Consider the following 22,766-nt stretch of genomic DNA (forward strand, 5'->3'; position numbering starts at 1 on the left):
CTCAGCGCGGCGGGTTCGCGGGCAGCCACTCGGCGAGCGTGGTCGGGAAGATCTGTGCTCCATCGACGGGGAGCAGCGTGCGCTCTTCGATATGTGCGCCGAAGTACTGCGCGTCGGGGTCCTGCACGACGACCCGGTCATCACCGCGGAACGCGAGTCCGCGCCGGATGAACTCATCCATCGTGAAGACCTCGGGGCCGGCGATCTCGATTCCGCCGTTCAGAGGTGCGCCGACAGCGGTGCGGGCGACCGCGGTGGCCACATCGGCCGCGGCGATCGGTTGGATCAGGGCACCGGGCAGCCGGACCTCCGCCCCGGCGGCGACCGTCGACGCGATGCTGCCGATGAACTCGAAGAACTGCGTGGCGTGCACGAACGAGTAGGGCACGCCGGAGGCGGCGATCAGCTTCTCCTGGGCGGCCTTGGCGTGGAAGTAGTCGATGTCCTGCGGGCGGTCGGTGCCGACGATGGTGAGGGCGACATGATGCCCGACACCGGCTTCCTTCTCCGCGGCGAGCAGATTCCTCGTCGACGTCGTGAAGAACGCCAGGACGGCATCCTTCTCGAAGGACGGGGAGTTCGACACGTCGATGACGACGTCGGCACCGGTCAGCGCCTCGGCGAGACCTTCTCCGGTGATCGAGTTCACTCCCGTGTTGGGAGACGCCGCGATGGCTTCGTGCCCGTGGGCCGTGAGCTTCGCGACGACCTGGGAGCCGATGAGCCCCGTTCCGCCGATGACGACGATCTTTGACATGTCGAGCCTTCCTCTGACTGCGCCGCACGAAGAGCAGCGTCCACCAGCTCTGACCGGATGGGCTCTCCGGTTGTGACGCTCAGGGCCGATCCCACCGCCGCAGTTTCTCGGGATTGCGGATGATCCACAGTTCGACGATCAGCCCCGCGTGGGTGCGCGCGCAGAGCACGGTCGTGATCCGACCCTGCCGGCGGATGACGATGCCGGGGCTGCCGTTGACGGATGCCGTCGCGACGTCGCCCGAGACCGCACTCCGCAGCACCGCATCGGCGGCGGCATCCGGTCCGGGAAGCACGGACGAGGGAGCATCGCCGTATCCGCCGCTGTCGATCACCGTCACGACCGCGGCATGCAGCAATGAGCGCGTGCGATCCGCGTCCTGGTCGACCAGAGCGAGCGCCAAAGCGTCGATGGTGTCCGGATCCGGGGGCTGCGGTTCGCGCCGACGCCACCGGGCCGGCGGCCGGGTCATGCGTGCGCCGCGCTCACATGGCGCAGCTTCTCGGGGCTCATCACCCAGAGCAGCTGTCGGATGCCGTCGTCCGATGTCGTGACGGTGACCATGGTCGTCACGATGCCGTTCTCGACCAGCGTCGCCGCCGGCTGATCGTTGACGCGCACCCAGCCGATCGACTTGCCCACCCAGAAATGATGCGCGAACGCGGCGACGAACTTCGCCACCCGTCCACGCCCGCTGACCGGGATGCGCGCGGCGAGTGCGACGCCGTTGCCGTCGGTGTAGCTGACGACCTCGTCCGCGAACAGCTTCTCGAGCTGGGCGGCGTCGCCTTCCTGTGCTGCGACGAGGAAGGCAGCGAGCAGGGTGCGCTGCGCCGAGGATTCCACGGCGATCCGCCGTTCGGAGGTGAGGTGGGCGCGCGCTCGACTGACGAGTTGCCGGGCGCTGACCACGCTCACGGAGATGACCTCGGCGATGCGCGGATACGGGTAGTCGAAGGCCTCGCGCAGCACATACGCCGCCCGTTCGGTCGGGGTCAGCTTCTCCAGCATGAGCAGCACCGCGAACTGCAGCGCCTCGGCACGCTCGGCGCCGAGCGCCGGATCATCCTCCGTGTTCACGGGCTCGGGCAGCCACGGGCCGACGTAGGTCTCGCGTCGCACTCTGGCCGACTGCAGCACGGTGATCGACAGGCGCGTGGTGATGGTCGCGAGGAACGCTCCCGGTTCCCGGATACCGGAGCGTTCGGTGCTCTGCCAGCGGATCCAGGTCTCCTGCACGATGTCCTCGGCATCGGCCACGCTGCCGAGCATCCGATATGCGATGCCGAACAGCCGCCGACGCTGTTCGTCGAACACGCCGAGCGCATCGTCCAGGTCATCGCCCGACGTCATCTCACCGCTCATGGCTCCTCCTCTCTGCGCAGCGCGCAGAGTGTCCTCTCTTCTCTGACCGGACAGAAGCCGCAGGTGTGACATCTCGGAGCGAAGTCGCCCCGCTGTTGCTGACGACGAGGCGGCGATGTTTCCGGATGGTAACCGCTGTGTGACCGTTCTGGCAACGCCGTTCTCCTGACGCAGGTCTGCGTCTAGCGTGGGCGACACCCACGAAAGAGGAGTCCGCATGACTGCGAAAGCCCCCATCGCTCCTGAATTCGACTCAGAGCGTCCCGCCGAACCGGTGGAGGAGAACGCCGCCCCCGAGGAGAAGCCGCGCACGGAGCGCGTCGATCTCGACCGCTACGTCGTGGTCACCGACGCCCCGATCGGCTATGTCGAATGGGTGGCTCCGGTCTTCGTCTGCTACGCGGGTCACCCGTACCGGAACTCGGAGGAGATCGCCCAGGCGCATGGCTTCGACGAGGCCGTGAAGCTGGTCGTCGACCGCGCCTCCCGGAATCGCGCTCTGTGACCCACGAGGTCTGGCCGGGGTCACCGTACCCGCTGGGCGCGACCTTCGATGGGCAGGGCACGAACTTCGCCCTCTTCAGCGAGGGTGCCGAGCGGGTGGAACTGTGCCTGTTCGACGAGCACGGCGCGGAGGAGCGGGTGCCGCTGTCAGAGGTGGATGCGTTCGTCTGGCACGGATACCTGCCCTCCGTGCAGCCGGGGCAGCTGTACGGCTACCGCGTGCACGGCCCCGCCGCGCCGGCGGAGGGCAAACGCTTCAACGCGCACAAGCTGCTGCTCGATCCTTATGCCAAGGCCGTCGACGGGGAGATCGAGTGGGGGCAGTCGCTGTTCGGCTACGACTTCGGCGAGCCCGATTCGCGCAACGACGATGACTCCGCCGAGGCGATGGCGAAGGGGGTCGTGATCAATCCGTTCTTCGAGTGGGCGGGCGATCGTCTGCCGAAGACGCCGTACGCGCAGACCGTCATCTACGAGGCGCACGTGAAGGGGCTCACCTTCACCCACCCCGACATCCCGGAGGAGCTGCGGGGCACCTACGCCGGCATCGCCCACCCCGCGATCATCGAGCATCTCGTGCATCAGGGCATCACCGCTCTCGAGCTGATGCCGGTGCACCAGTTCGTGAACGACTCGACACTGCAGGACAAGGGGCTCTCCAACTACTGGGGCTACAACACGCTCGCCTTCTTCGCCCCGCACGCGTCGTACTCCTCGAGCGGTCAGCGCGGCCAGCAGGTGCAGGAGTTCAAGGCCATGGTGCGCGCGCTGCACACGGCGGGCATCGAGGTCATCCTCGATGTCGTGTACAACCACACCGCGGAGGGCAATCACCTCGGTCCGACCCTGTCGATGAGAGGGATCGACAATGAGGCCTACTACCGCCTCGAGGAGGACCGGCGGTACTACACCGACTACACCGGCACCGGGAACAGCCTCAACGCCGGGAGCCCGCACGCGCTGCAGCTCCTCATGGATTCGTTGCGCTACTGGGTCACGGAGATGCACGTCGACGGCTTCCGGTTCGATCTCGCGTCGACCCTGGCCAGGGAGTTCTACGACGTCGACCGGCTGTCGACGTTCTTCGAACTCGTCCAGCAGGACCCGGTGGTGTCGCAGGTCAAGCTCATCGCCGAGCCGTGGGACGTCGGGCCCGGCGGATATCAGGTCGGCAACTTCCCGCCGCAGTGGACGGAGTGGAACGGCAAGTACCGTGACACCGTCCGCGACTTCTGGCGCGGTGAGCCGCAGGCGCTGGGCGAGTTCGCGTCGCGCCTGACCGGCTCCGCCGACCTGTATGAACATTCGGGGCGGCGCCCGGTGGCGTCGATCAACTTCATCACCGCGCACGACGGGTTCACGCTGCGAGACCTCGTCTCGTACGACGAGAAGCACAACGAGGCGAACGGCGAGGACAACAACGACGGCGAATCGCACAACCGCTCGGACAATCTGGGGGTGGAGGGGCCGACGGATGACGAGCAGATCAACCGGCGTCGCGCGCGACAGCAGCGCAACTTCCTCGCGACGCTGCTGCTGTCGCAGGGCGTGCCGATGATCGCGCACGGCGACGAGCTGGGGCGCACGCAGGAGGGCAACAACAACGGCTACGCCCAGGACAACGAGATCACCTGGATCGACTGGGAGTCGGCGGATGCGCCGCTGATCGAGTTCACCGCGGCGGTGGCGCGCCTGCGGCGGACGCATCCGACGTTCCGACGCAGCAGATTCTTCAACGGGCGTCCGGTGCGCGCAGAAGACGGTGGGCGCGTTCCCGACGTGGTCTGGCTACGACCGGATGCCGCGCCCATGGCGCCGGAGGATTGGGATTCGGGTTTCGGCCTCGCCGTGGGGATGTTCCTCAACGGGGGAGGGATCCGAGAACGGGATCTGCGCGGGCGACCGGTCACCGACGTGAACTTCCTCGTCTATTTCAACAGTGGCGAGGAGGTCGAGGTCACGCTGCCGGACGATCGCTATGCGCCGAGCTGGCAGGTGATGGTCGACACCGCGGGCGAGCGGGGGAACGAGCCGGCGCTCGCCGCGGGGTCGGGGTTCACGCTCGACGCGCGGGCGCTCGTGGTGCTGCGCGAGATCGACGGGGCCGAGGTCGTGCCCGACGATTCGGTCGACGCGTCGCTGCGCGTCCAGAGCGAGCAAGCCGTGATCACCTCTCCTGCACCGACCGCGGAGCATCGCGCATGACGCGGCGACCGCTGTCGACGTATCGGTTGCAGATCCGCTCGCAGCTCACCCTCGACGACGCCGCGGACCTGGTGCCGTACCTGGTCGATCTCGGCATCTCCTGGGCCTACCTGTCGCCCCTGCTCGCCGCCGTGCCCGGTTCGGATCACGGCTACGACGTGGTGGACCACTCCCGCGTCGATGCGAGCCGTGGCGGCGAGGCCGGTCTGCGCCGGTTCGCCGACACCGCGCACGAGGCGGGGCTCGGCGTCCTCGTGGACATCGTGCCCAACCATGTCGGTGTCGCGATACCGAGGCAGAACCCGTGGTGGTGGGACGTGCTGCGCCTCGGTCGCGGGTCGCGGTACGCCACCGCATTCGACATCGATTGGCGTCACGGAAACGGGAAGCTCCGGCTGCCGATCCTCGGCTCGGTCGCCGAAGCCGCGCTCGACAACGGGGACTTCGTGGTCGACACGACCGCATCCGACGACGCCCCCGACGGCACGTTGTCGTACTTCGAGCATGTGCTCCCGCTCGCCCCGGGCTCGGGAGACCTCGCATCCGACCTCCCCGCGCTGCTGGCCGCCCAGCACTACGAGCTGCGCTTCTGGCAGGACCAGAATGCCGAACTCAACTACCGCCGCTTCTTCGCGGTGTCGGAGCTGGCCGGCATCCGGGTGGAGCTGCCCGATGTGTTCGCCTCCTCGCACCGTGAGATCGTGCGGTGGATCACGGAGGGTCTCGCCGACGGCATCCGCGTCGATCATCCCGACGGCCTGGCCGACCCCGGTGGATACCTGGAGGCACTGGCGGGTGCGACGGGGGCCGTGTACACGCTGGTGGAGAAGATCCTCGAACCGGGAGAGTCGCTGCCGCCGTGGTGGCGCACGGAGGGGACCACCGGCTACGACGCGCTCGGCGAGATCGATCGCGTCCTCGTGGACCCGGACGGTGTCGCAGCGCTGTCCCTGCTGGACGCGCGGTTGCGTGCCGAGACGGGGCTCGCCGAAGGCCAGAGCTGGCCCGAGCTCATCCACACGACCAAGCGGATGATCGCGGATGGGCTGCTGCAATCCGAGATCCGTCGCCTCGTCGGCAGTCTTCCGTACGGGATCGTGGGAGCCGAAGACGCCTTGGCCGAGCTGGTCGCGTGCTTCCCGGTGTATCGCTCCTACCTCCCGGCGGGACACGAGCATCTGAGCGAGGCGTTCCAGGAGTCACGCGCACGGCGCCCGGACCTCGCGGACGCGTTCGACGAACTGCAACCTCTGCTCGCCGATGCGCGCACCGAGGTCGGCGTGCGGTTCCCGCAGACGAGTGGCGCCGTGATGGCGAAAGGTGTGGAGGACACCGCGTTCTATCGGTGGACGCGGCTGGGCACCCTCACCGAGGTGGGTGGCGACCCGTCGATCGCCGCCCTGTCGATCGCGGAGTTCCACGATGCACAGCGGGCACGGCTGGCGTCCTGGCCGCATGCCATGACGACGCTCTCCACCCACGACACCAAGCGCTCGGAAGACGTCCGCGCCCGACTCAGCGTCCTGTCGGAGATCCCGGAGCGGTGGTCCGAGGTGCTGGAGGAGTTGCGCACGATCGCATCGACCGGTCATGGTCCGCTCGATGCCCTGCTCTGGCAGGCCGTGGTCGGGGCATGGCCGATCGCCTCGGATCGTGTGCTCGCTTATGCGCAGAAGGCGGCGAGGGAAGCGGCGGAGGCGACAGGGTGGCAGCATCCGGATGCGGCCTTCGAGGAGGGGCTGGCGGCGATCGCCGACGCCTCGGGCGGTGCCGCGCGTGCCACGGTGGAGCGCTTCGTCGCCGAGATCGACGCGTTCGGCCGTTCGAACTCGCTGTCGGCGAAGCTGCTGCAGCTCGCCGGCCCCGGCGTGCCCGACGTCTATCAGGGCACCGAGCTGTGGGACCACTCGCTGGTCGACCCCGACAACCGCCGGCCGGTCGATTTCGCGGAGCGGGCGCGTCTGCTGCAGGCTCTCGACACGGACTTCGGACGCGGTGTGCTGCCGCCGATCGATGACTCCGGACGGGCGAAGCTTCTCGTCACCTCGCGCACGCTGAGGCTGCGTCGCGACAACCCCGAGCTGTTCGCGACGTACCGCCCGGCGGTGGTGACCGGTCCGGCATCCGCTCACGCGGTCGCGGTGGACCGTGGCGGCGTGACGGTGGTGGCGACACGACTACCCGTCGGACTCTCCCGTCTCGGCGGATGGGGCGAGACGCAGCTCCTGCGCCGCGACGTCGCCGCGGTCGACGCGTTGACCGGTCGCCGTATCGAGCCTGGGCCGGTGCGGGTGGAGGAACTGCTCGCGGACTATCCGGTGGCGCTGCTGGTGGACGCTCGATGATCGAGGTGTGGGCTCCGCGTGCGCGGCGGATGCGGGTGCGCACCCTGACCGATGACGGGGAGTCGACCGCCGAGCAGGAACTCACCGGTCCGCACGAGCGGGATGGCGTCTCCGGCTGGTGGTCCGCCGATCTCGATCAGGACGACGGCGAGCGCTACGGGTTCCTGATCGACGACGGCGACCAGGTGCGCCCGGATCCGCGCTCCCGGCGCCAACCGGGCGGGGTGCATGGTCCTTCCGCGGTCTTCGACGCGCACCGGTTCGCCTGGACGGACTCCGCGTGGACGGGGCGGCAGCTCGCCGGGGGCGTGCTCTACGAGTTGCACATCGGCACGTTCACCCCCGACGGCACGCTCGATGCCGCGATCGCACGGCTCGACCACCTCGCCGCACTCGGGATCACCCACGTGGAGCTGCTGCCGGTCAACGCGTTCAACGGCGCGTGGAACTGGGGGTACGACGGGGTGCTCTGGTACGCGGTGCAGGAGAGCTACGGCGGCCCGCGGGCGTATCAGCGTTTCGTGGATGCCGCCCACGCCAGAGGTCTCGCCGTGATCCAGGACGTGGTCTACAACCACTTCGGACCCAGCGGCAACTACCTGCCGGAGTTCGGTCCGTACCTGCGCGACGGCGAGGGCAACTCGTGGGGCGACTCGGTCGATCTGCATGAGCCCGCGGTGCGTGCCCACATCCTCCAGAACGCCGAGATGTGGATGACGGACTTCCACGTCGACGGTCTGCGGCTCGACGCCGTGCACGCGCTGCATGACGAATCGCCGACCCACATCCTGCAGGAACTCGCGCAGCGCACCGATGCCCTGTCCGCCCGACTCGGTCGACCGTTGAGCCTGATCGCCGAGTCCGATCTGAACGACCCGACGCTGATCCTGCCGCGTGAGGCGGGCGGGTTCGGGCTGACGGCGCAGTGGTCCGATGACTGGCACCACGCCGTGCATGTGGCGCTGACAGGGGAGACCACGGGTTACTACGCCGATTTCGCAGCCGCGGATGCCGTCGCCAAGGTGTCGCGACACGGATTCTTCCACGATGGCACGTACTCGTCGTTCCGCGGCAGGGTGCACGGCTCTCCGATCCCCGACACGGTGCCGAGCTGGCGTCTGGTCACGTTCGCGCAGGACCACGATCAGGTCGGCAACCGGGCCGCAGGCGACCGCCTCTCGTCGTCGTTGTCGCCGTCACGACTCGCGGTCGCCGCCGTGCTCACCCTGACGGCTCCCGGAACCCCCATGCTCTTCATGGGGGAGGAATGGGGTGCATCGAGCCCGTGGCAGTTCTTCACCTCGCATCCCGAACCCGAGCTCGGGCGTGCGACGCGGGAAGGGCGCACCGCCGAGTTCGCGCGGATGGGCTGGGATCCCGCCGATGTGCCCGATCCGCAGGACCCCGCGACGTTCCGGCGCTCGCATCTGCAGTGGAGTGAGAGGGAGGCCCCCGATCACGCTGCTCTGCTGGCCCTGTACCGCGACCTCATCACGCTGCGGCGTACGCGCCCCGAACTCACCGATCCCGACCTGACGCACACGCACGTCGCGGTGACACAGGACGACGGAGACCCGAGCACGCGGGCGTACCGGATCGACCGCGGGGCCTGCGCGGTGCTGATCAACCTCACCGCGGATGCCGTCGTCTTCGACATCGACCCCGGCGACGCCGTGCTGCTGTCGACGTCCGCCGTGGAACCGGACGCCGGTCGCGTGCGGGTCCCGTCCGAGGCAGCGGTCGTGGTGGGGTCGGCGCGGGCCTGAGCAGCGGCATCCGGCGGTGCGCGCGCGAGACGACGCGACCCGGACCTCGTCGTCAGATGAGAAGCTAGAAGGATGAGCGTTCCCCCCGCCGCTGACGTGCTCGCCCCGCTGAGCGAGGACGAGGTCCGGCGCATCCGCGAAGACTTCCCCATCCTGCAGATGCAGGTGAACGGGCATCCGCTGGCCTACCTCGATTCGGGTGCGACGTCGCAGCGGCCGTTCGTGGTGCTGGATGCCGAGCGCGAGTTCGCGTCGACCATGAACTCCGCGGTGCATCGGGGCGCGCACACCCTCGCGGCCGAGGCCACCGAGCTGTTCGAGGATGCGCGGGCCACCGTCGCACGCTTCGTCGGCGCCGACGACGACGAGATCGTCTGGACCTCGAACGCGACCGAGGCGATCAATCTGGTCGCGTACTCGCTCTCCAACGCCTCACTCGGGCGCGGCGGGGCGGAGGCCGACCGCCTGCGGTTGCGTGAGGGCGACGAGATCGTCACCACCGAGATGGAGCACCACGCCAATCTGATCCCCTGGCAGGAGCTCGCGGCCCGCACCGGCGCGACGCTGCGCGTGATCCCGCTCGACGACGACGGCGCGCTCCGAATGGACGAGGCCGCCGCGATCATCGGCGATCGCACCAAGCTCGTCGCCGTCACTCACGTCTCCAACGTGCTCGGCGTGATCAACCCGGTGGAGCAGATCATCGCTCTCGCGCGTCGGGCCGGCGCGCTCGTGCTGCTCGACGCCTGCCAGTCCGCACCCCATCTGCCGCTCGACGTGCGAGCCCTCGACGTCGACTTCGCGGTGCTCTCCGGACACAAGATGCTCGGGCCCACCGGCGTCGGCGCGCTGTACGGTCGCCGTGACCTGCTCGAGGCGATGCCGCCGTTCCTGACGGGCGGCTCGATGATCACGACCGTCACGACGACGCACGCCGAGTACCTGCCGCCGCCGCAGCGCTTCGAGGCGGGCACGCAGCGGGTGTCTCAGGCGATCGCGCTCGCCGCAGCCATCGACTATCTCACCGCGGTCGGCATGCCGCGGATCGCCGCGCATGAGGCGGCGTTCGGTCGCCGTCTGGTCGACGGGCTGGGTGCGATCGACGGGGTCCGTGTGCTCGGCGCCGGCATCGACCTGCCGCGTGTGGGACTCGCGAGCTTCGACGTCGACGGCATCCATTCGCACGATGTCGGGCAGTTCCTCGACGACCGCGGTATCGCGGTGCGCGTCGGACACCACTGCGCGCAGCCGCTGCACCGACGCCTCGGCATCACCTCGTCCACCCGGGCGAGCACCTATCTCTACACGACCGAGGCCGAGGTGGAGGCCGTGATCGACGGCGTCGCTGCGGCCATCGACTTCTTCGGAGTGCACGCATGACATCCGGCGACCTGCAGAACCTCTACCAGGAGCTCATCCTGGATCACTCGCGCACCCCGCACGGCTTCGGTCTGCGCGAGACCATCGCGGCGCAGTCGCACCAGGTCAACCCGACCTGCGGCGATGAGGTCACGCTCCAGGTGCATCGCGCGGCCGACGGAACCGTCGAGGCGATCGCCTGGGAAGGCCACGGCTGTGCGATCTCGCAGGCGTCGGCGTCCCTTCTCGCGGAGCTCGCCGAAGGACTGTCGGTTGCAGACCTGGAGGTGCGCATCGATGCGTTCCGGGAAGCGATGCGCTCGCGCGGCAAGATCGAACCCGACGAGGAGCTGCTCGGAGACGCGGCGGCGCTCGGCGGGGTGTCCCGCTATGTGGCTCGGGTGAAGTGCGCGATGCTCGCGTGGGTCGCTGCGGAGGACGCGCTGCACAAGTCGGCCTGATCGGTCGACCGCTCCTCCGCGAGGGCGCAGGATGGACAGTATGACCGTACGCCTCACGCCACTGCCCGCCGCACGCTACGACGAGTGGAGCGCGGCCACCAGGGAGCGGCTCATCCGTCTGCGCCAGGACTCCGGACTGCGCCTCGGTGAGGATGCGGTCACACAGGCCGGGCAGTACTTCACCGAACTCCTGCCGAACGGTCTGGACTCCACGGCCTCGCAGGTGCTGCTCATCGCCGATGGCGACGACGAGCTCGGCACGCTCTGGCTCGGCGCGAACGCTGGGCGCTTGTTCGTGATCGATCTCGCTCTCTCGGTTCCGCCGTCGACGTCGCAGGGCGACGAGATCGTGGCAGCGCTTCAGACCATCGCGACAGGAGAAGAGGCCTCGCTGATCAGCATCGGGCTCTTCCGGCAGGATGTCGAGGGGCATCGCCTCGTCGACGGGCGGGGCTTCCGCGTCGCTTCCATCCAGATGCTGCTCGAACCGCTGCCCGACCGTGAGGTGGCCCCTCATGTGGTCGTGGCTCCGATGACGGTGGAGCGCTATCCGAGCTTCGCGGACACCTCGGAGGCGGCTTTCGCGGTCGACCTCGCCACGTCCGGCCGGTACAGCCCCGAAGAGGCGGCAGTGGAGTCGCGCCGGCAGTTCCTGCAGGAGCTGCCTCAGGGCCTGGACACCCCGGGCCAGGAGATCTTCACGGCTACGGTCGACGGCGTCGAGGTCGGAATCCTCTGGATCGGGATGCGGGAGCGGGGCGGTCGTCCCCATGCCTTCATCCTCGACATCGAGGTCGCTGCGGATCAGCGTCGGAAGGGCTACGGGCGTGAGCTGATGCATGCCACGGAACGTGAAGCGCGTCGATTGGGTGCAGGGTCCATCGGCCTGCACGTGTTCGGATTCAACGACGCCGCGGTCACGCTATACGAGCAGCTCGGGTACCGACGGCTCGAGGAGCAGTTCGTCCTCGACGTCGGAGACGCGGCGCGCGCGGGATCGTGACGCCCGGCGTCGGTGCGGGAATACCCGCGCGTCTGCCGCGTTGGCCCCCCACATGACAACTCTCGGAATCATCGGTGCAGGACACATCGGATCACAGGTCGCGCGCGTGGCGGTCGCCCACGGCTACGACGTCGTGATCTCCAACTCGCGCGGTCCGGAGACGCTCGCCGCGCTCGTCGAGGAACTCGGCCCGCGCGCCCGTGCCGCGACGGCGGTGGAGGCCGGAGCGGCCGGTGACGTGGTCGTGGTGACGGTTCCCCTGCGCGCCCTCGACCAGGTTCCGGTCGAGCCCCTCGCCGGCAAGATCGTGCTCGACACGAACAACTACTACTTCGAGCGCGACGGTCACATCGAGGCGCTCGACAAGGGCGAGACCACGACGTCGGAGCTCGTGCAGCAGCACCTGCCCACCTCGAAGGTCGCCAAGGCGTTCAACCACATCTACGCCGCCGACATCACGACCGACGGCGCTCCGGCCGGTGCGGAGAACCGTCGGGCGCTCGCGACGGCGGGCGACGACGCGGAGGCGGTGGAGTTCGTGACGCGCTTCTACGACGAGATCGGGTTCGACACCGTGAACGTCGGTGCGTTGAGCGAGTCGTGGCGCGTCGAGCGCGACCGTCCCGCGTACGTCGTGCGCCAGAACGCCGCCGAGCTCGAAGCCAACCTCGCGATCGCGAATCGCCTTCCCTGAGGTCGTGGCGCTGCAGAAGGAGGGAGGTCGTCGTCGACGGCCTCCCTCCTTCTGCGTGAGTGGCCCGAGCGGGATGGGATACCAAAACTTGTCCCCGATCCCGCCGAGTGAGACAATCGCGGGATGACGGCAGCGGGGGCTACCGGCGAACTAGAGTCGGCCAGGGTCACGCGCATACTGCGTGATGACATCATCCTCGGACGCCGCGCGCCCGGGTCCCGGCTCGTTGAGCGCGACATCGCCGCCGAGCTCAACGTCTCGCGGCTGCCCGTTCGGGAAGCCATCCGCGCCCTGGTGGGGGAGGGCGTCGTGGTCGCGAGACCGCGCACGTGGGCGGTCGTGCGCGAGTTCACGCATCGCGACATCAAGGACTTCGCCGAGGTGCGTGAGGCGATCGAGACGCTGATCTTCGTCTTCGCCGCCGAGCGCCACGACACGGCCGGGATCGCGCGGCTCCGCGCGGCGTACGAACGCGAGCGGGACGCGGCCAAGACGGACGATGCCGAGGGGGCGCGCATCGCCGCGGCGGAGTTCCACGAGATCGCCGCCGAACTGGCGGGGAACGAGATGCTGGGCGAGCTGATCGCCGTGTTCATCACGCGTCTGCGCTGGCTGTTCGGGCAGCACGACGATCTGCCGGCGATGGCGGAAGAGCACCGCGTCATCCTGGAGACCCTGGTCGCGCGTGACGTCGATGCGATCCGCACGCTCATCCCGCAGCACCTGGCCAACGGACAGGCCGTCGCCGAGCGCCGGCTCGCCAACGGCTACCAGATCTGACGGGCGGTGAGGACGGGACGACCCGTCGCGTCGTCCCGGGTGCTCGAGCGGGGGACGCGACGCCGCGATCGCTATATATTGGGGCGTATCGGAATCGTTCCGGAACTGTCGCGTTGTCCTGGGGAGCGAGATGCGGGGTCTTGCTGTCGTTGTCGGAGGCCTGCTGCTGGTGGGCGGGGCGGTGCTCGTCGTGGTCGCCGATCAGGAGCGCGTGGCGGCGCTGGATGAGATCAGGGCCCAGGTCGTCAAGACCGAGAAGCTGTTCGACGACACGCGAGCGGAGAACCTCCGTCTGGCGGAACAGCTCACCGCGCTGAGGTCCCAGATCGCCGAGCAGGATGCGGTGCTCTCCGATTCCACGGGATTCCTGCAGTGATCCGTCGGTTCGTCTCGGTCTCCGTCGCGGTCGCGATGATGCTCTCGGTCGGGATCATGGCGCGCGCGAACGGTCTCGACGCTGAGCGCACGGAGGCAGTGGCAGAGCTGACGGCGCTCGCCGGCACCACCCGCACCGCGCTGCAGCGCACGGACTACCTCGAAGGAGCCGTCGAACGTGCAGAGGATGACACGGCGGATCGCGCCGCAGTGCTCGAGGTCCGTCCGGCGTTCCTCACGGAGATCACGGCGCTGAGCACCGCGCTGGCCGGTGCGAAGGGCAAGGTCGACACCGCGGCGCATCGGGCGGCGGCCCTGTCCGCGCAGCAGACCGTGCTCGATGAACGAGCCGACCCCGACACGGTGAAGAACGCCACTGCCACAGTTCACGCGCTCACCGCGAAGGTCGGCGAAGAGGTGGCCACGTGGCAGGCGGTGCAGCTCGCACAGAGCGCCGGTCCGGGCGGCCCGGCCTGGAGCACCAGCGGACCTGACGGCTACGCCCGGGTGCGCGCCGCGCTCGATCGCGTCGGCGGTGGCGGTGTCGGGCTCTACGAGTCCTCCTCCTGTGCGGGAGGAAACGCGCCCGCGTGCGCGAACAGTGGCGGCTACATCAAGTACCGCGGCGACATCGCGAACTGGAGCGAGGGACGGCTGAACTGGGCGATGGCCCATGAGCTCGCCCACATCTACCAGTTCCGGGTCTGGGGTGCGCTGAACTCGTCCGGTGCGTACCGGTCGATGTTCGGCGGGGATCCGGAGTTCCTGGCGAACTGCATGGCCGTGGTGCGCGGCTACCCGGGCAGCGTGGGGTGCAACGGTGATCAGCAGGCATGGGCCTCGGGGATCTGGGTCGGCGCGGTGCGCTGACGCCTGGTCAGGAGATCGGCGTCGTGGTGTCGATCGCCTCGCGCAGCGGGCCACGCATCACGCGCCAATAGGCCGACGGAGCCACCCTCACGAGTACGTCGATGAGTCGCGCCTCCCTCCCGACCATCGTGCGGGGGCGGCGACGCTTCGTCGCCTGCACGATCCGCGCCGCCGCGTCGGCCGGCTCGGTGTGATACATCGCGGCCTGCGCCTCGGCTGCTCGTGCCGCGACCGCGGGATCGATCGCGGCGGCGTACCGTCCGTGCAGGATGATGCCGGTGCGCACGCCCGCCGGGTACACGGCACCGACCGACACCGAGCTCCCTTCGAGCTCGTGACGCAGAGCCTCGGAGAAGGCGCGGACGGCGAACTTGCTCATCGCGTAGGGGATCCGTCCGGCCGGAGAGGCGAGGGCATAGACGCTGGCCAGGTGCGTGATGTGCGCGGCCGGCGCGTTCCGCAGCGCCGGCAGCAGGGCCTTGGTGATCGAGACCGTGCCCCAGAGGTTCACATCGGTGAGCCAGCGCATCTCCTCCATCGTCAGCTGGTCCAGATTGCCGAGCATCGAAGAGCCGGCGCACGTGATCAGGGCGTTGATCCGCGGATGCGCAGCCGTGATCTCGGCCGCGGTGGCGAATACGGCGTCGTCGTCGCGGAGGTCGACGACGTGCGTGGTGACGGTGGTGCCGGTCAGCTCTGCGGCGATCTCGGTGAGAGCAGTGGCGTTGTGATCGAGCAACGCGAGATGCGCGCCTTCGGCCGCGAGCAGCCGGGCGATCGCCGCGCCCATGCCGCTCGCCGCGCCGGTGATCACGGTCGTGCTCCCGGCAAGGTGCAGGTGCTTCATGCTTCTCCTTCTGGCGCGCGGCGGTGCGCGCCGTCTGGGTGGTCGTCGGGCGGGGTGAGATCCCGATCCGAACCATTCTGGCCGACGCTTCCCGCAAGCGATACCGGTACGCTCGTGAGGAGGAGGTACCGGTGGGACGGACAGCGGATGCCATCGCTGAAGGTGTCGCGATCGCGACCGCTGCAGCGCGCCTGGCCGTCAAGAATCACATCCTCGTCGGCACGATCGCCGAGAACGGGGTCTTCGACACCGACAAGTACATCGACGACGCCCGGGAGGCGCTGCGCGCGATGGCCGAGGAGTCCGAAGAGGCCGCCGCGAACGTGACCGCCCTGCGCAAGCGGGCGCGTGGTCGCCACTCCGACCCGTCCGGCACGCACGACTACCGTGATCGCGACGTGCGCAACCTCCGTCGTCGAGCGAAGCAGTCCAGCGGCGTCGCCGCCAAGCTGCGCGACATGATGCAGGACCGCGACCGGCTCCGCGTCATCGTCGAAGAAGCGCGTGAAGCGGCCTGGGCCGACGTGCGCCACAACCTCGACCGCCGACTGCGGGTCGAGGGGATGCGTCCGGATCACGACCCCGATTACGACCGCATGCGCGAGGCGCGGATGCAGGCGCTGCGGCTCGTCGATCTGCAGGCGCTGTCGTCGCAGCAGCGCGCCAAAGCCAAGCGCAAGAAGAAGCAGAAAGCCGACGCCGAGGCCGAGTGAGGCCCCGTTTCGCTTTCCCGTCGCGACTGTTGTAGGCTGTTCTACGGCCCGCTGAGCGGTCCAGGAGCGCCCGTAGCTCAATGGATAGAGCATCTGACTACGGATCAGAAGGTTAGGGGTTCGAGTCCCTTCGGGCGCACAGATCCAGAAACGGCTTCCACTTCGGTGGGGGCCGTTTCTGCGTTTCTGGCCGCTCTGCGATGCCGAAAACGCGCCGCACTCGTCCACGCGCTCGGCGTTCCTCCGCGCTCAGCGGCGAACCCCAACGGGCTTGCGCACCGATGAGATCATGGGTCCATGAGACGCGCCCCTGTCATGCTCGCCGTCGCGTGGGGCCTGACGTTCGGGCTCGCCGGATGCACGGGCACCGCGGTCCCGGATCCGGTGGCCACCGAAACGCCTGTCGATGAGGCTGAGTCTCCGGACGCTGCTCCGCTGTCTGGAACCACGTGGGGTGACGGAGTGGCCGAGTTCGAGTTCCGCCGCGAAGGAATCGTCGTCGGAGACAACGGCTGCAATGGTGTCAGCTTCGAGTGGGAGCAGGACGGAGCGGACATCCGCTTCGGGCTCTTCAGCACCACCGACATCGGTTGCTCAGGGTATGAGCACTGGGTCGAGCCTCCGAGCGCGGGCGAGATCTCGGACGGCGTCCTCACGGTGAGGAACCAAGACGGCGATGTCATCGTCGCGCTCCGTCCTCTCGACTAGCGCTCGCCGGGCTACCCGAGCAGCTCCACCCCGAACCCCGCCACCACGGCACGCAACTCTTCGAGGTAGCGCTGCGCCTGTTCCGTGAGCGGGATCGCGGAGTGGTCGATCCAGCCGATCTCGATCCGCTCGTCGATGTCGAGCGGAATCGCGACGATCTCCGGATCGAGGTCGTCGCTGATGATGCCTGTCGAGATCGTGTAGCCGTCCAGGCCGATCATGAGGTTGAAGATGGTAGCGCGGTCCGCGACCCGGATCTCCTGCTTGCTCGACAGGGTGGAGAGGATCTCCTCGGCGAAGTAGAACGAGTTGTTCGCGCCCTGGTCGAAGGTGAGTCGCGGCAGGTCGGCGAGATCGTCGAGCGTGACGTGATCCCGCGAGGCGAGCGGGTTCTTCCGGGAGATGAAGATGTGCGGGTCGGCGAGGAAGAGCGGGTGGAAGGCGAGTCCCGAGTCCCGAAGGAGCTTGTCGATGACGTTCCGGTTGAAGTCGTTGCGGTAGAGGATGCCGAGCTCGCTGCGAAGCGTCCGGACGTCCTCGATGATCTCCCAGGTGCGCGTCTCCCGCAGCGAGAACTCGTACTCGGCCGCATTGCTGCCCTTCACCATGCGCACGAACGCGTCGACGACGAAGGAGTAGTGCTGCGCCGAGACTCCCAGCAGGCGTCGCGACGGCGCCCGCCCGAGGTAGCGCTGCTCGAGAAGGGCGACCTGCTCGGTGACCTGCCGCGCATATCCGAGGAACTCCGCCCCCTCGGTGGTGAGCGTCACTCCGCGGGCCGACCGGAGGAAGAGGGTGCGCCCGATCCGCGCCTCGAGATCCTTCATCGCCGACGACATGGTCGGCTGAGAGACGTAGAGCAGGTCGGCGGCGGCGCTGATCGACCCCTCCGCGGCGACCTCGATGAAGTAGACGAGTTGCTGCAGGGTGATGCCGTTGGATCCACGAGCCATAGGTGGAGCCTATAACAATGCATAGTCGTGGCTACTTACCCGATATCCGCCCCGTGCCTGCACGATGGAACCACAGACTTCCGCGCGGCCGAATCCGGCCGATCACAGCAATCAGATGGGTCGCTCATGGCGAACGAATTCACGTTCAGCATCTCCACCACGCGCTTCGACGAGGACTACGCGCCCTCGGAGAACTCGCGCATCACCACGAACTTCGCCAACCTGGCCCGGGGCGAGCACCGCCAGCAGAACCTCCACAACGCGCTGACGATGATCGAGCGTCGCTTCAACTCTCTCGCGCACTGGGACAACCCCACCCAGGACCGCTACGGCGTCGAGCTCGAGATCGTCTCGGTCGAGCTGGAGTTCTCCACGGGAGGTGAGGACAAGGAGTTCCCGCTGCTCGAGGTCCTCGACATCCAGATCGTCGACCGGGTCACCGGCGCACGTCATCACGGGATCGTGGGCAACAACTTCTCGTCCTACGTCCGCGACTACGACTTCAGCGTGCTGCTGCCGGCGACCACCGAGGCTGCCGGGAAGTTCACCCTCCCCGACGAGTTCGGCGTGCTGCACGGCAAGCTGTTCCAGCACTTCCTCGACTCCGCCGCGTACCGGGAGCGGTTCTCGACCTCTCCCGTCATCTGCATCAGCGTCTCGACGAGCAAGGAGTACCAGCGCACCGCGAACCACCACCCGGTCCTCGGCGTCGAGTATCAGCAGAGCGACTACTCCCTCACCGACGAGTACTTCGGGAAGATGGGGCTGCAGGTCCGCTACTTCATGCCCCCCGGAAGCGTGGCTCCGCTCGCGTTCTACTTCAGGGGCGATCTGCTCAACGACTACTCGAACCTGCAGTTGATCGGCACCATCAGCACGATGGAGACGTTCCAGAAGATCTATCGTCCGGAGATCTACAACGCGAACGCGGCGGCGGCGAGCACCTACCGGCCGACGCTCGATCAGCAGAACTTCTCGTCGACGCAGATCGCGTACGACCGTGTCGAGCGCAACCAGCTCGCGAGCGCGCAGGGGAAGTACACGGCTGAGCACTTCATCACGCCTCACCAGGATGTGCTCGATCGCTGGGCCGCCGACTACCCGACCCCGGTCGCCTGACCCGCGGAGCATCACGAACATGAACACTCTTCTCCCCACCTCGATCGTCGGCAGCCTCCCGAAGCCCTCGTGGCTCGCGCAGCCGGAGACCCTCTGGTCTCCCTGGAAGCTGGAGGGCGATGCCCTGGTCGAGGGCAAGCAGGATGCGCTGCGCATCGCTGTGCAGGAGCAACGCCAGCGCGGCATCGACATCATCAGCGACGGGGAGCAGACCCGTCAGCACTTCGTCACGACGTTCATCGAGCACCTCGACGGCGTCGACTTCGATCAGCGCGAGACCGTGCGGATCCGCAATCGCTACGACGCGAACGTGCCGACCGTGGTCGGTGCGGTGAGTCGTCAGAAGCCGGTGTTCGTCGATGACGCGAAGTACCTCCGTCAGCAGACCGACCAGCCGATCAAGTGGGCGCTTCCCGGTCCGATGACGATGATCGACACGCTCGCTGACCGTCACTACAAGAGCCGCGAGAAGCTGGCCTGGGAGTTCGCCACCATCCTCAACCAGGAGGCGCGCGAGCTCGAGGCCGCGGGGGTCGACATCATCCAGTTCGACGAGCCCTCCTTCAACGTCTTCTTCGATGAGGTGCAGGACTGGGGCGTGGCGGCGCTGGAGCGTGCGGTGGAAGGGCTGCGGGCCGAGACCGTCGTGCACATCTGTTACGGCTACGGCATCAAGGCGAACACCGATTGGAAAGCGACCCTCGGTTCGGAGTGGCGCCAGTACGAGGAGTCGTTCCCGCTTCTGCAGCAGTCCTCCATCGACGTCATCTCGCTCGAATCGCAGAACTCCCATGTGCCGATCGACCTCCTGGAACTCGTTCGCGGCAAGAAGGTCATGCTCGGTGCCATCGATGTGGCGAGCGAGACGGTCGAGACTCCGGAGCAGGTCGCCGAGACCCTCCGGAAAGCGCTCGCATTCGTGGATGCCGACAAGCTCATCCCGAGCACGAACTGCGGCATGGCCCCGCTGCCCCGCGACGTCGCCCGCGGCAAGCTGGGCGCGCTCAGCGCGGGCGCGGCTATCGTCCGTGAGGAGCTCGCCGCCGCGAAGGTCTGACCGCGGGGCATCCGGGCGAGGGGCCAGAACACGCCGCGACCGCACGCGGCTGTGGGGCGTGTCTTGACTCTTCGCGGGCGTTCGAGGTCCGGGCTCAGTCGATCAGCGAGGTGATCGCGGGGTCGCGGCGGGCGACCTCTGCCGCGGTCGAGAGGATGACCTCGCGCATCGCGGCGACCGCGACGGCGGGGGTGACGTCGGATCGGTGTGCGAGGCTGACGACGCGCGTCATCATCGGATGCGTCAGGCGCACCGAGCGCAGCGCCGGCTGATCGAGCAGCACCATCGCCGGGACCACCGCCACACCGACTCCGCGCTCGACGAAGCGGAGAACGGCATCCATCTCTGCACCCTCCAGCACGTGGCTCGGCGTGAGGCCGGCGGAGCGGAACGCGGCGTCGGTCGCCGCCCGCAGCTCGTAGGTCTCGTCGAGGGCGATGAGCGGCAGCGTGGAGAGATACTCGAGTCCGATCGACGGCGTCACCGCGATCGGAGGCTGCGATGCTGCCGACACCACGACGAGTTCCTCGGTGAGCAGCGGTGTGCGCGTGAGGCTGAAGCCGGAGGGCGGGGGACCGTCTGACTCGGTGATGAGGGCGATGTCGACCGCGCCGATGGCCAGCTGCTCCACGAGTGCGCGGGATCCGCTCTCGGTCAGGTGGAGGTCGACTCCGGGGTGTGCGGAATGGAAGGTGCTGATCGCCTCGGCGACGAGGCTGATGCAGAGCGTGGGTGGCGCACCGAGGCGCACCCGACCACGGCGGAGTCCCGCGAGCTCGCCCATCTCCTCGCGGATCGCCTCGGCCTCGGCGAGCATCCGCTGCGCACGGGGGAGGAGGGCATCGCCGGATGCGGTCAACGTGATGTGTCCCCGCGCACGATGGAACAGCTCGGTTCCGAGTTCGCGCTCCAGCGTGGAGATCTGCCGGCTGAGCGACGGCTGTGCCAGGTGGAGGTGTTCGGAGGCACGCGTGAAGTGACCGAGGCGGGCGATCTCGACGAATCCTCGAAGCTGCTCCAGATTCATACCCGCAGTCTATCGAAACAAGTAGAACTATGCATTGGAGTTATTAGGATCGCCTAACTAGCGTCGAAGGCATGAGTACACGCGAACGTCAGATCTCCACCACGGTCCTGGTCATCGGCACCGGAGGATCCGGCCTGCGAGCGGCGATCGAGATCGCCGAACACGGTGTCGACGTCCTCGCCGTCGGCAAACGCCCGCGCCAGGATGCGCACACCTCCCTCGCTGCCGGTGGCATCAACGCCGCCCTCGGAACGATGGACTCCGACGACACCTGGCAGCAGCACGCGGCCGACACCATCAAGGAGAGCTACCTGCTCGCGAACCCCCACACGGTCGAGATCGTGACGCAGGGCGCAGAGCGCGGCATCCGCGACCTCGAGCGCTGGGGCATGGACTTCGCCCGCGAAGACGACGGCCGTATCTCGCAGCGCTTCTTCGGAGCGCACACGTTCCGCCGCACGGCCTTCTCGGGCGACTACACGGGCCTCGAGATCCAGCGGACCCTGGTGCGCAAGGCCGAGCAGCTCGAGGTGCCGATCCTCGACAACGTCTACATCACGCGTCTGCTCGTGCGCGACAACGTCATCTTCGGCGCCTACGGCTTCGACCAGGCCGACGGGACGCGCTACCTGATCCACGCGGATGCCGTGATCCTGGCCGCCGGCGGACACAACCGCATCTGGCGCCGCACCTCCTCCCGCCGCGACGAGAACACCGGAGACTCGTTCCGCCTCGCGGTCGAGGCGGGCGCGCGGCTGCGTGACCCGGAGCTCGTGCAGTTCCACCCGTCCGGCATCATCGAGCCCGAGAACGCCGCCGGCACCCTGATCTCCGAGGCGGCTCGTGGCGAGGGCGGCATCCTGCGCAATGCGCTCGGTGAGCGGTTCATGCCGAAGTACGACCCGGAGCGCATGGAACTGTCGACCCGCGACCGCGTCGCGCTCGCCGCCTACACCGAGATCAAAGAAGGGCGCGGCACCGAGAACGGCGGCGTCTGGCTCGACGTCTCGCACCTGCCGCGCGAGGTGATCATGACCCGTCTTCCGCGCGTCTACCAGACGATGATGGAGCTGCAGATGCTCGACATCACCACCGACCCGATCGAGATCGCGCCGACCGCGCACTACTCGATGGGCGGGGTGTGGGTGCGCCCGGAGGACCACCAGACCGACGTCGAGGGTCTGTACGCGATCGGCGAGGCGTCCAGCGGTCTGCACGGCGCGAACCGCCTCGGCGGCAACTCGCTCATCGAGTTGCTCGTGTACGGACGGATCGTCGGCCAGGCGGCCATGGACCATGCGGCAGGACTCGAGGCGCAGCACCGGTCGGCTGAGGCTGTCGCTGCAGCACGGGCCGAGATCGCCGATCTCCTCGCCGCCGACGGCCGTGAGAACGTCCGTGCACTGCAGCGCGCGATCCGCAACACCATGACCGAGTACGCGGGCGTCGTCCGCGATGAGGAAGGGCTGCGCGCCGGCCTCGCCGAACTCGACATGATCGAGGGGCGGATGGAGGACATCGGCATCCACCCCGACATCGCCGGGTTCCAGGACCTCGCGCACGCGTTCGACCTCAAGGCCTCGGCGCTGGCCGCTCGGGCGACGATGGAGGCCGCGCTGGAGCGCCGCGAGACCCGCGGATGCCACAACCGCAGCGACTTCCCCGACACCGACCCGACCCTGCAGGTGAACCTGGTGTGGAGCCCGCGCGACGGCATCACGCACGAGGCGATCCCCGAGATCCCCGCCGAGATCGCCGAACTCATGCGCGAGGTCGACACCGCGGGCAAGCTCGTCGAGTAGCGCTGGTCGCGACTCCCGGCGCTGCCGAGGGGTCAAGGCACGCCGCCGGCCGACTA

Annotated in this window: 22 protein-coding genes and 1 tRNA gene; 17 read left to right on the forward strand and 6 right to left on the reverse strand. The window is 68.3% G+C overall.

Features of this window, described 5'->3' with window-relative positions:
- Position 1: 1 nt before the first annotated feature.
- From FB560_RS19795 to FB560_RS19805, 3 genes are all read right to left on the reverse strand, one after another.
- Positions 2-757 (reverse strand): SDR family oxidoreductase, encoded by a 756-nt coding sequence (locus FB560_RS19795; RefSeq protein ID WP_141874414.1) that lies wholly within the window; start codon positions 755-757, stop codon positions 2-4.
- A 79-nt stretch (positions 758-836) separates the two neighbouring features.
- Positions 837-1,229 carry a sigma-70 family RNA polymerase sigma factor family protein gene (locus FB560_RS19800; protein ID WP_141874415.1) on the reverse strand — a complete coding sequence of 131 codons (393 nt, stop codon included), beginning with the start codon at positions 1,227-1,229 and terminating at the stop codon, positions 837-839.
- On the reverse strand, positions 1,226-2,122 hold the full coding sequence (locus tag FB560_RS19805) for an RNA polymerase sigma-70 factor (RefSeq protein WP_229673019.1): 897 nt from the start codon (positions 2,120-2,122) through the stop codon (positions 1,226-1,228). The genes FB560_RS19800 and FB560_RS19805 overlap by 4 nt, the downstream gene beginning before the upstream one ends.
- A 217-nt stretch (positions 2,123-2,339) precedes the next feature.
- Between FB560_RS19805 and FB560_RS21010 the strand changes: the two genes are divergently transcribed.
- The 11 genes from FB560_RS21010 to FB560_RS19855 all read left to right on the forward strand — a co-directional run bounded on the left by FB560_RS21010 (position 2,340) and on the right by FB560_RS19855 (position 14,484).
- Complete coding sequence (locus tag FB560_RS21010) at positions 2,340-2,627, forward strand: hypothetical protein (protein ID WP_229673020.1); 288 nt, start codon at positions 2,340-2,342, stop codon at positions 2,625-2,627.
- Positions 2,624-4,831, forward strand: a complete 2,208-nt coding sequence (glgX, locus tag FB560_RS19810; RefSeq protein ID WP_229673022.1) for a glycogen debranching protein GlgX — start codon at positions 2,624-2,626, stop codon at positions 4,829-4,831. Before FB560_RS21010 ends, glgX begins: the two co-directional genes overlap by 4 nt.
- Positions 4,828-7,176, forward strand: a complete 2,349-nt coding sequence (treY, locus tag FB560_RS19815; RefSeq protein WP_141874417.1) for a malto-oligosyltrehalose synthase — start codon at positions 4,828-4,830, stop codon at positions 7,174-7,176. Before glgX ends, treY begins: the two co-directional genes overlap by 4 nt.
- Complete coding sequence (gene treZ / locus FB560_RS19820; RefSeq protein ID WP_141874418.1) at positions 7,173-8,942, forward strand: malto-oligosyltrehalose trehalohydrolase; 1,770 nt, start codon at positions 7,173-7,175, stop codon at positions 8,940-8,942. Before treY ends, treZ begins: the two co-directional genes overlap by 4 nt.
- Before the next feature lie 72 nt (positions 8,943-9,014).
- Positions 9,015-10,322 carry an aminotransferase class V-fold PLP-dependent enzyme gene (locus FB560_RS19825; RefSeq protein WP_141874419.1) on the forward strand — a complete coding sequence of 436 codons (1,308 nt, stop codon included), beginning with the start codon at positions 9,015-9,017 and terminating at the stop codon, positions 10,320-10,322.
- Positions 10,319-10,762, forward strand: a complete 444-nt coding sequence (gene sufU / locus FB560_RS19830; protein WP_141874420.1) for a Fe-S cluster assembly sulfur transfer protein SufU — start codon at positions 10,319-10,321, stop codon at positions 10,760-10,762. The genes FB560_RS19825 and sufU overlap by 4 nt, the downstream gene beginning before the upstream one ends.
- A gap of 40 nt (positions 10,763-10,802) precedes the next feature.
- Complete coding sequence (locus FB560_RS21015; protein ID WP_229673024.1) at positions 10,803-11,765, forward strand: GNAT family N-acetyltransferase; 963 nt, start codon at positions 10,803-10,805, stop codon at positions 11,763-11,765.
- A 40-nt stretch (positions 11,766-11,805) separates the two neighbouring features.
- On the forward strand, positions 11,806-12,459 hold the full coding sequence (locus FB560_RS19840; protein ID WP_229673026.1) for an NADPH-dependent F420 reductase: 654 nt from the start codon (positions 11,806-11,808) through the stop codon (positions 12,457-12,459).
- Positions 12,460-12,582: 123 nt separating this feature from the next.
- Entirely contained in the window at positions 12,583-13,239 is a 657-nt protein-coding gene (locus FB560_RS19845) for a GntR family transcriptional regulator (protein ID WP_141874422.1), read from the forward strand.
- A gap of 130 nt (positions 13,240-13,369) precedes the next feature.
- Positions 13,370-13,615 (forward strand): hypothetical protein, encoded by a 246-nt coding sequence (locus FB560_RS19850; RefSeq protein WP_141874423.1) that lies wholly within the window; start codon positions 13,370-13,372, stop codon positions 13,613-13,615.
- On the forward strand, positions 13,612-14,484 hold the full coding sequence (locus tag FB560_RS19855) for a hypothetical protein (RefSeq protein WP_229673028.1): 873 nt from the start codon (positions 13,612-13,614) through the stop codon (positions 14,482-14,484). The genes FB560_RS19850 and FB560_RS19855 overlap by 4 nt, the downstream gene beginning before the upstream one ends.
- Positions 14,485-14,491: 7 nt before the next feature.
- On the opposite strand, the gene FB560_RS19860 is transcribed toward FB560_RS19855, so the two are convergent.
- Positions 14,492-15,331: an SDR family NAD(P)-dependent oxidoreductase gene (locus FB560_RS19860; protein ID WP_141874424.1), complete on the reverse strand. Its 840-nt coding sequence runs from the start codon at positions 15,329-15,331 to the stop codon at positions 14,492-14,494.
- A 131-nt stretch (positions 15,332-15,462) separates the two neighbouring features.
- Between FB560_RS19860 and FB560_RS19865 the strand changes: the two genes are divergently transcribed.
- The 3 genes from FB560_RS19865 to FB560_RS19875 all read left to right on the forward strand — a co-directional run bounded on the left by FB560_RS19865 (position 15,463) and on the right by FB560_RS19875 (position 16,752).
- On the forward strand, positions 15,463-16,044 hold the full coding sequence (locus tag FB560_RS19865) for an asparagine synthase (RefSeq protein ID WP_141874425.1): 582 nt from the start codon (positions 15,463-15,465) through the stop codon (positions 16,042-16,044).
- Between the two features lie 66 nt (positions 16,045-16,110).
- Positions 16,111-16,183, forward strand: a tRNA-Arg gene (locus tag FB560_RS19870).
- Between the two features lie 158 nt (positions 16,184-16,341).
- Entirely contained in the window at positions 16,342-16,752 is a 411-nt protein-coding gene (locus FB560_RS19875; RefSeq protein ID WP_141874426.1) for an META domain-containing protein, read from the forward strand.
- Positions 16,753-16,763: 11 nt separating this feature from the next.
- Here FB560_RS19875 and FB560_RS19880 read toward each other — a convergent pair whose 3' ends face one another.
- On the reverse strand, positions 16,764-17,705 hold the full coding sequence (locus tag FB560_RS19880) for a LysR family transcriptional regulator (RefSeq protein ID WP_141874427.1): 942 nt from the start codon (positions 17,703-17,705) through the stop codon (positions 16,764-16,766).
- Positions 17,706-17,831: 126 nt separating this feature from the next.
- Between FB560_RS19880 and FB560_RS19885 the strand changes: the two genes are divergently transcribed.
- Together FB560_RS19885 and FB560_RS19890 are read left to right on the forward strand one after the other, a co-directional pair.
- Entirely contained in the window at positions 17,832-18,824 is a 993-nt protein-coding gene (locus tag FB560_RS19885) for a putative oxygenase MesX (protein ID WP_141874428.1), read from the forward strand.
- Positions 18,825-18,843: 19 nt separating this feature from the next.
- A complete protein-coding gene (locus FB560_RS19890) occupies positions 18,844-19,881 on the forward strand; it encodes a methionine synthase (RefSeq protein ID WP_141874429.1) in 1,038 nt (345 codons plus the stop codon).
- Positions 19,882-19,975: 94 nt separating this feature from the next.
- Here the strand turns inward: FB560_RS19890 and FB560_RS19895 are convergent, their stop codons facing one another.
- Positions 19,976-20,908, reverse strand: a complete 933-nt coding sequence (locus FB560_RS19895) for a LysR family transcriptional regulator (RefSeq protein WP_141874430.1) — start codon at positions 20,906-20,908, stop codon at positions 19,976-19,978.
- 71 nt (positions 20,909-20,979) lie between these two features.
- On the opposite strand from FB560_RS19895, the gene FB560_RS19900 reads away from it, so the two are divergent.
- Positions 20,980-22,710, forward strand: coding sequence for an L-aspartate oxidase (locus FB560_RS19900; RefSeq protein WP_141874431.1), 1,731 nt, complete (start codon positions 20,980-20,982; stop codon positions 22,708-22,710).
- The last annotated feature ends 56 nt before the right edge of the window (positions 22,711-22,766 follow it).

This window comes from Microbacterium saperdae (genome assembly GCF_006716345.1).
In the GTDB taxonomy this organism is placed as follows: Bacteria; Actinomycetota; Actinomycetes; order Actinomycetales; family Microbacteriaceae; genus Microbacterium; species Microbacterium saperdae.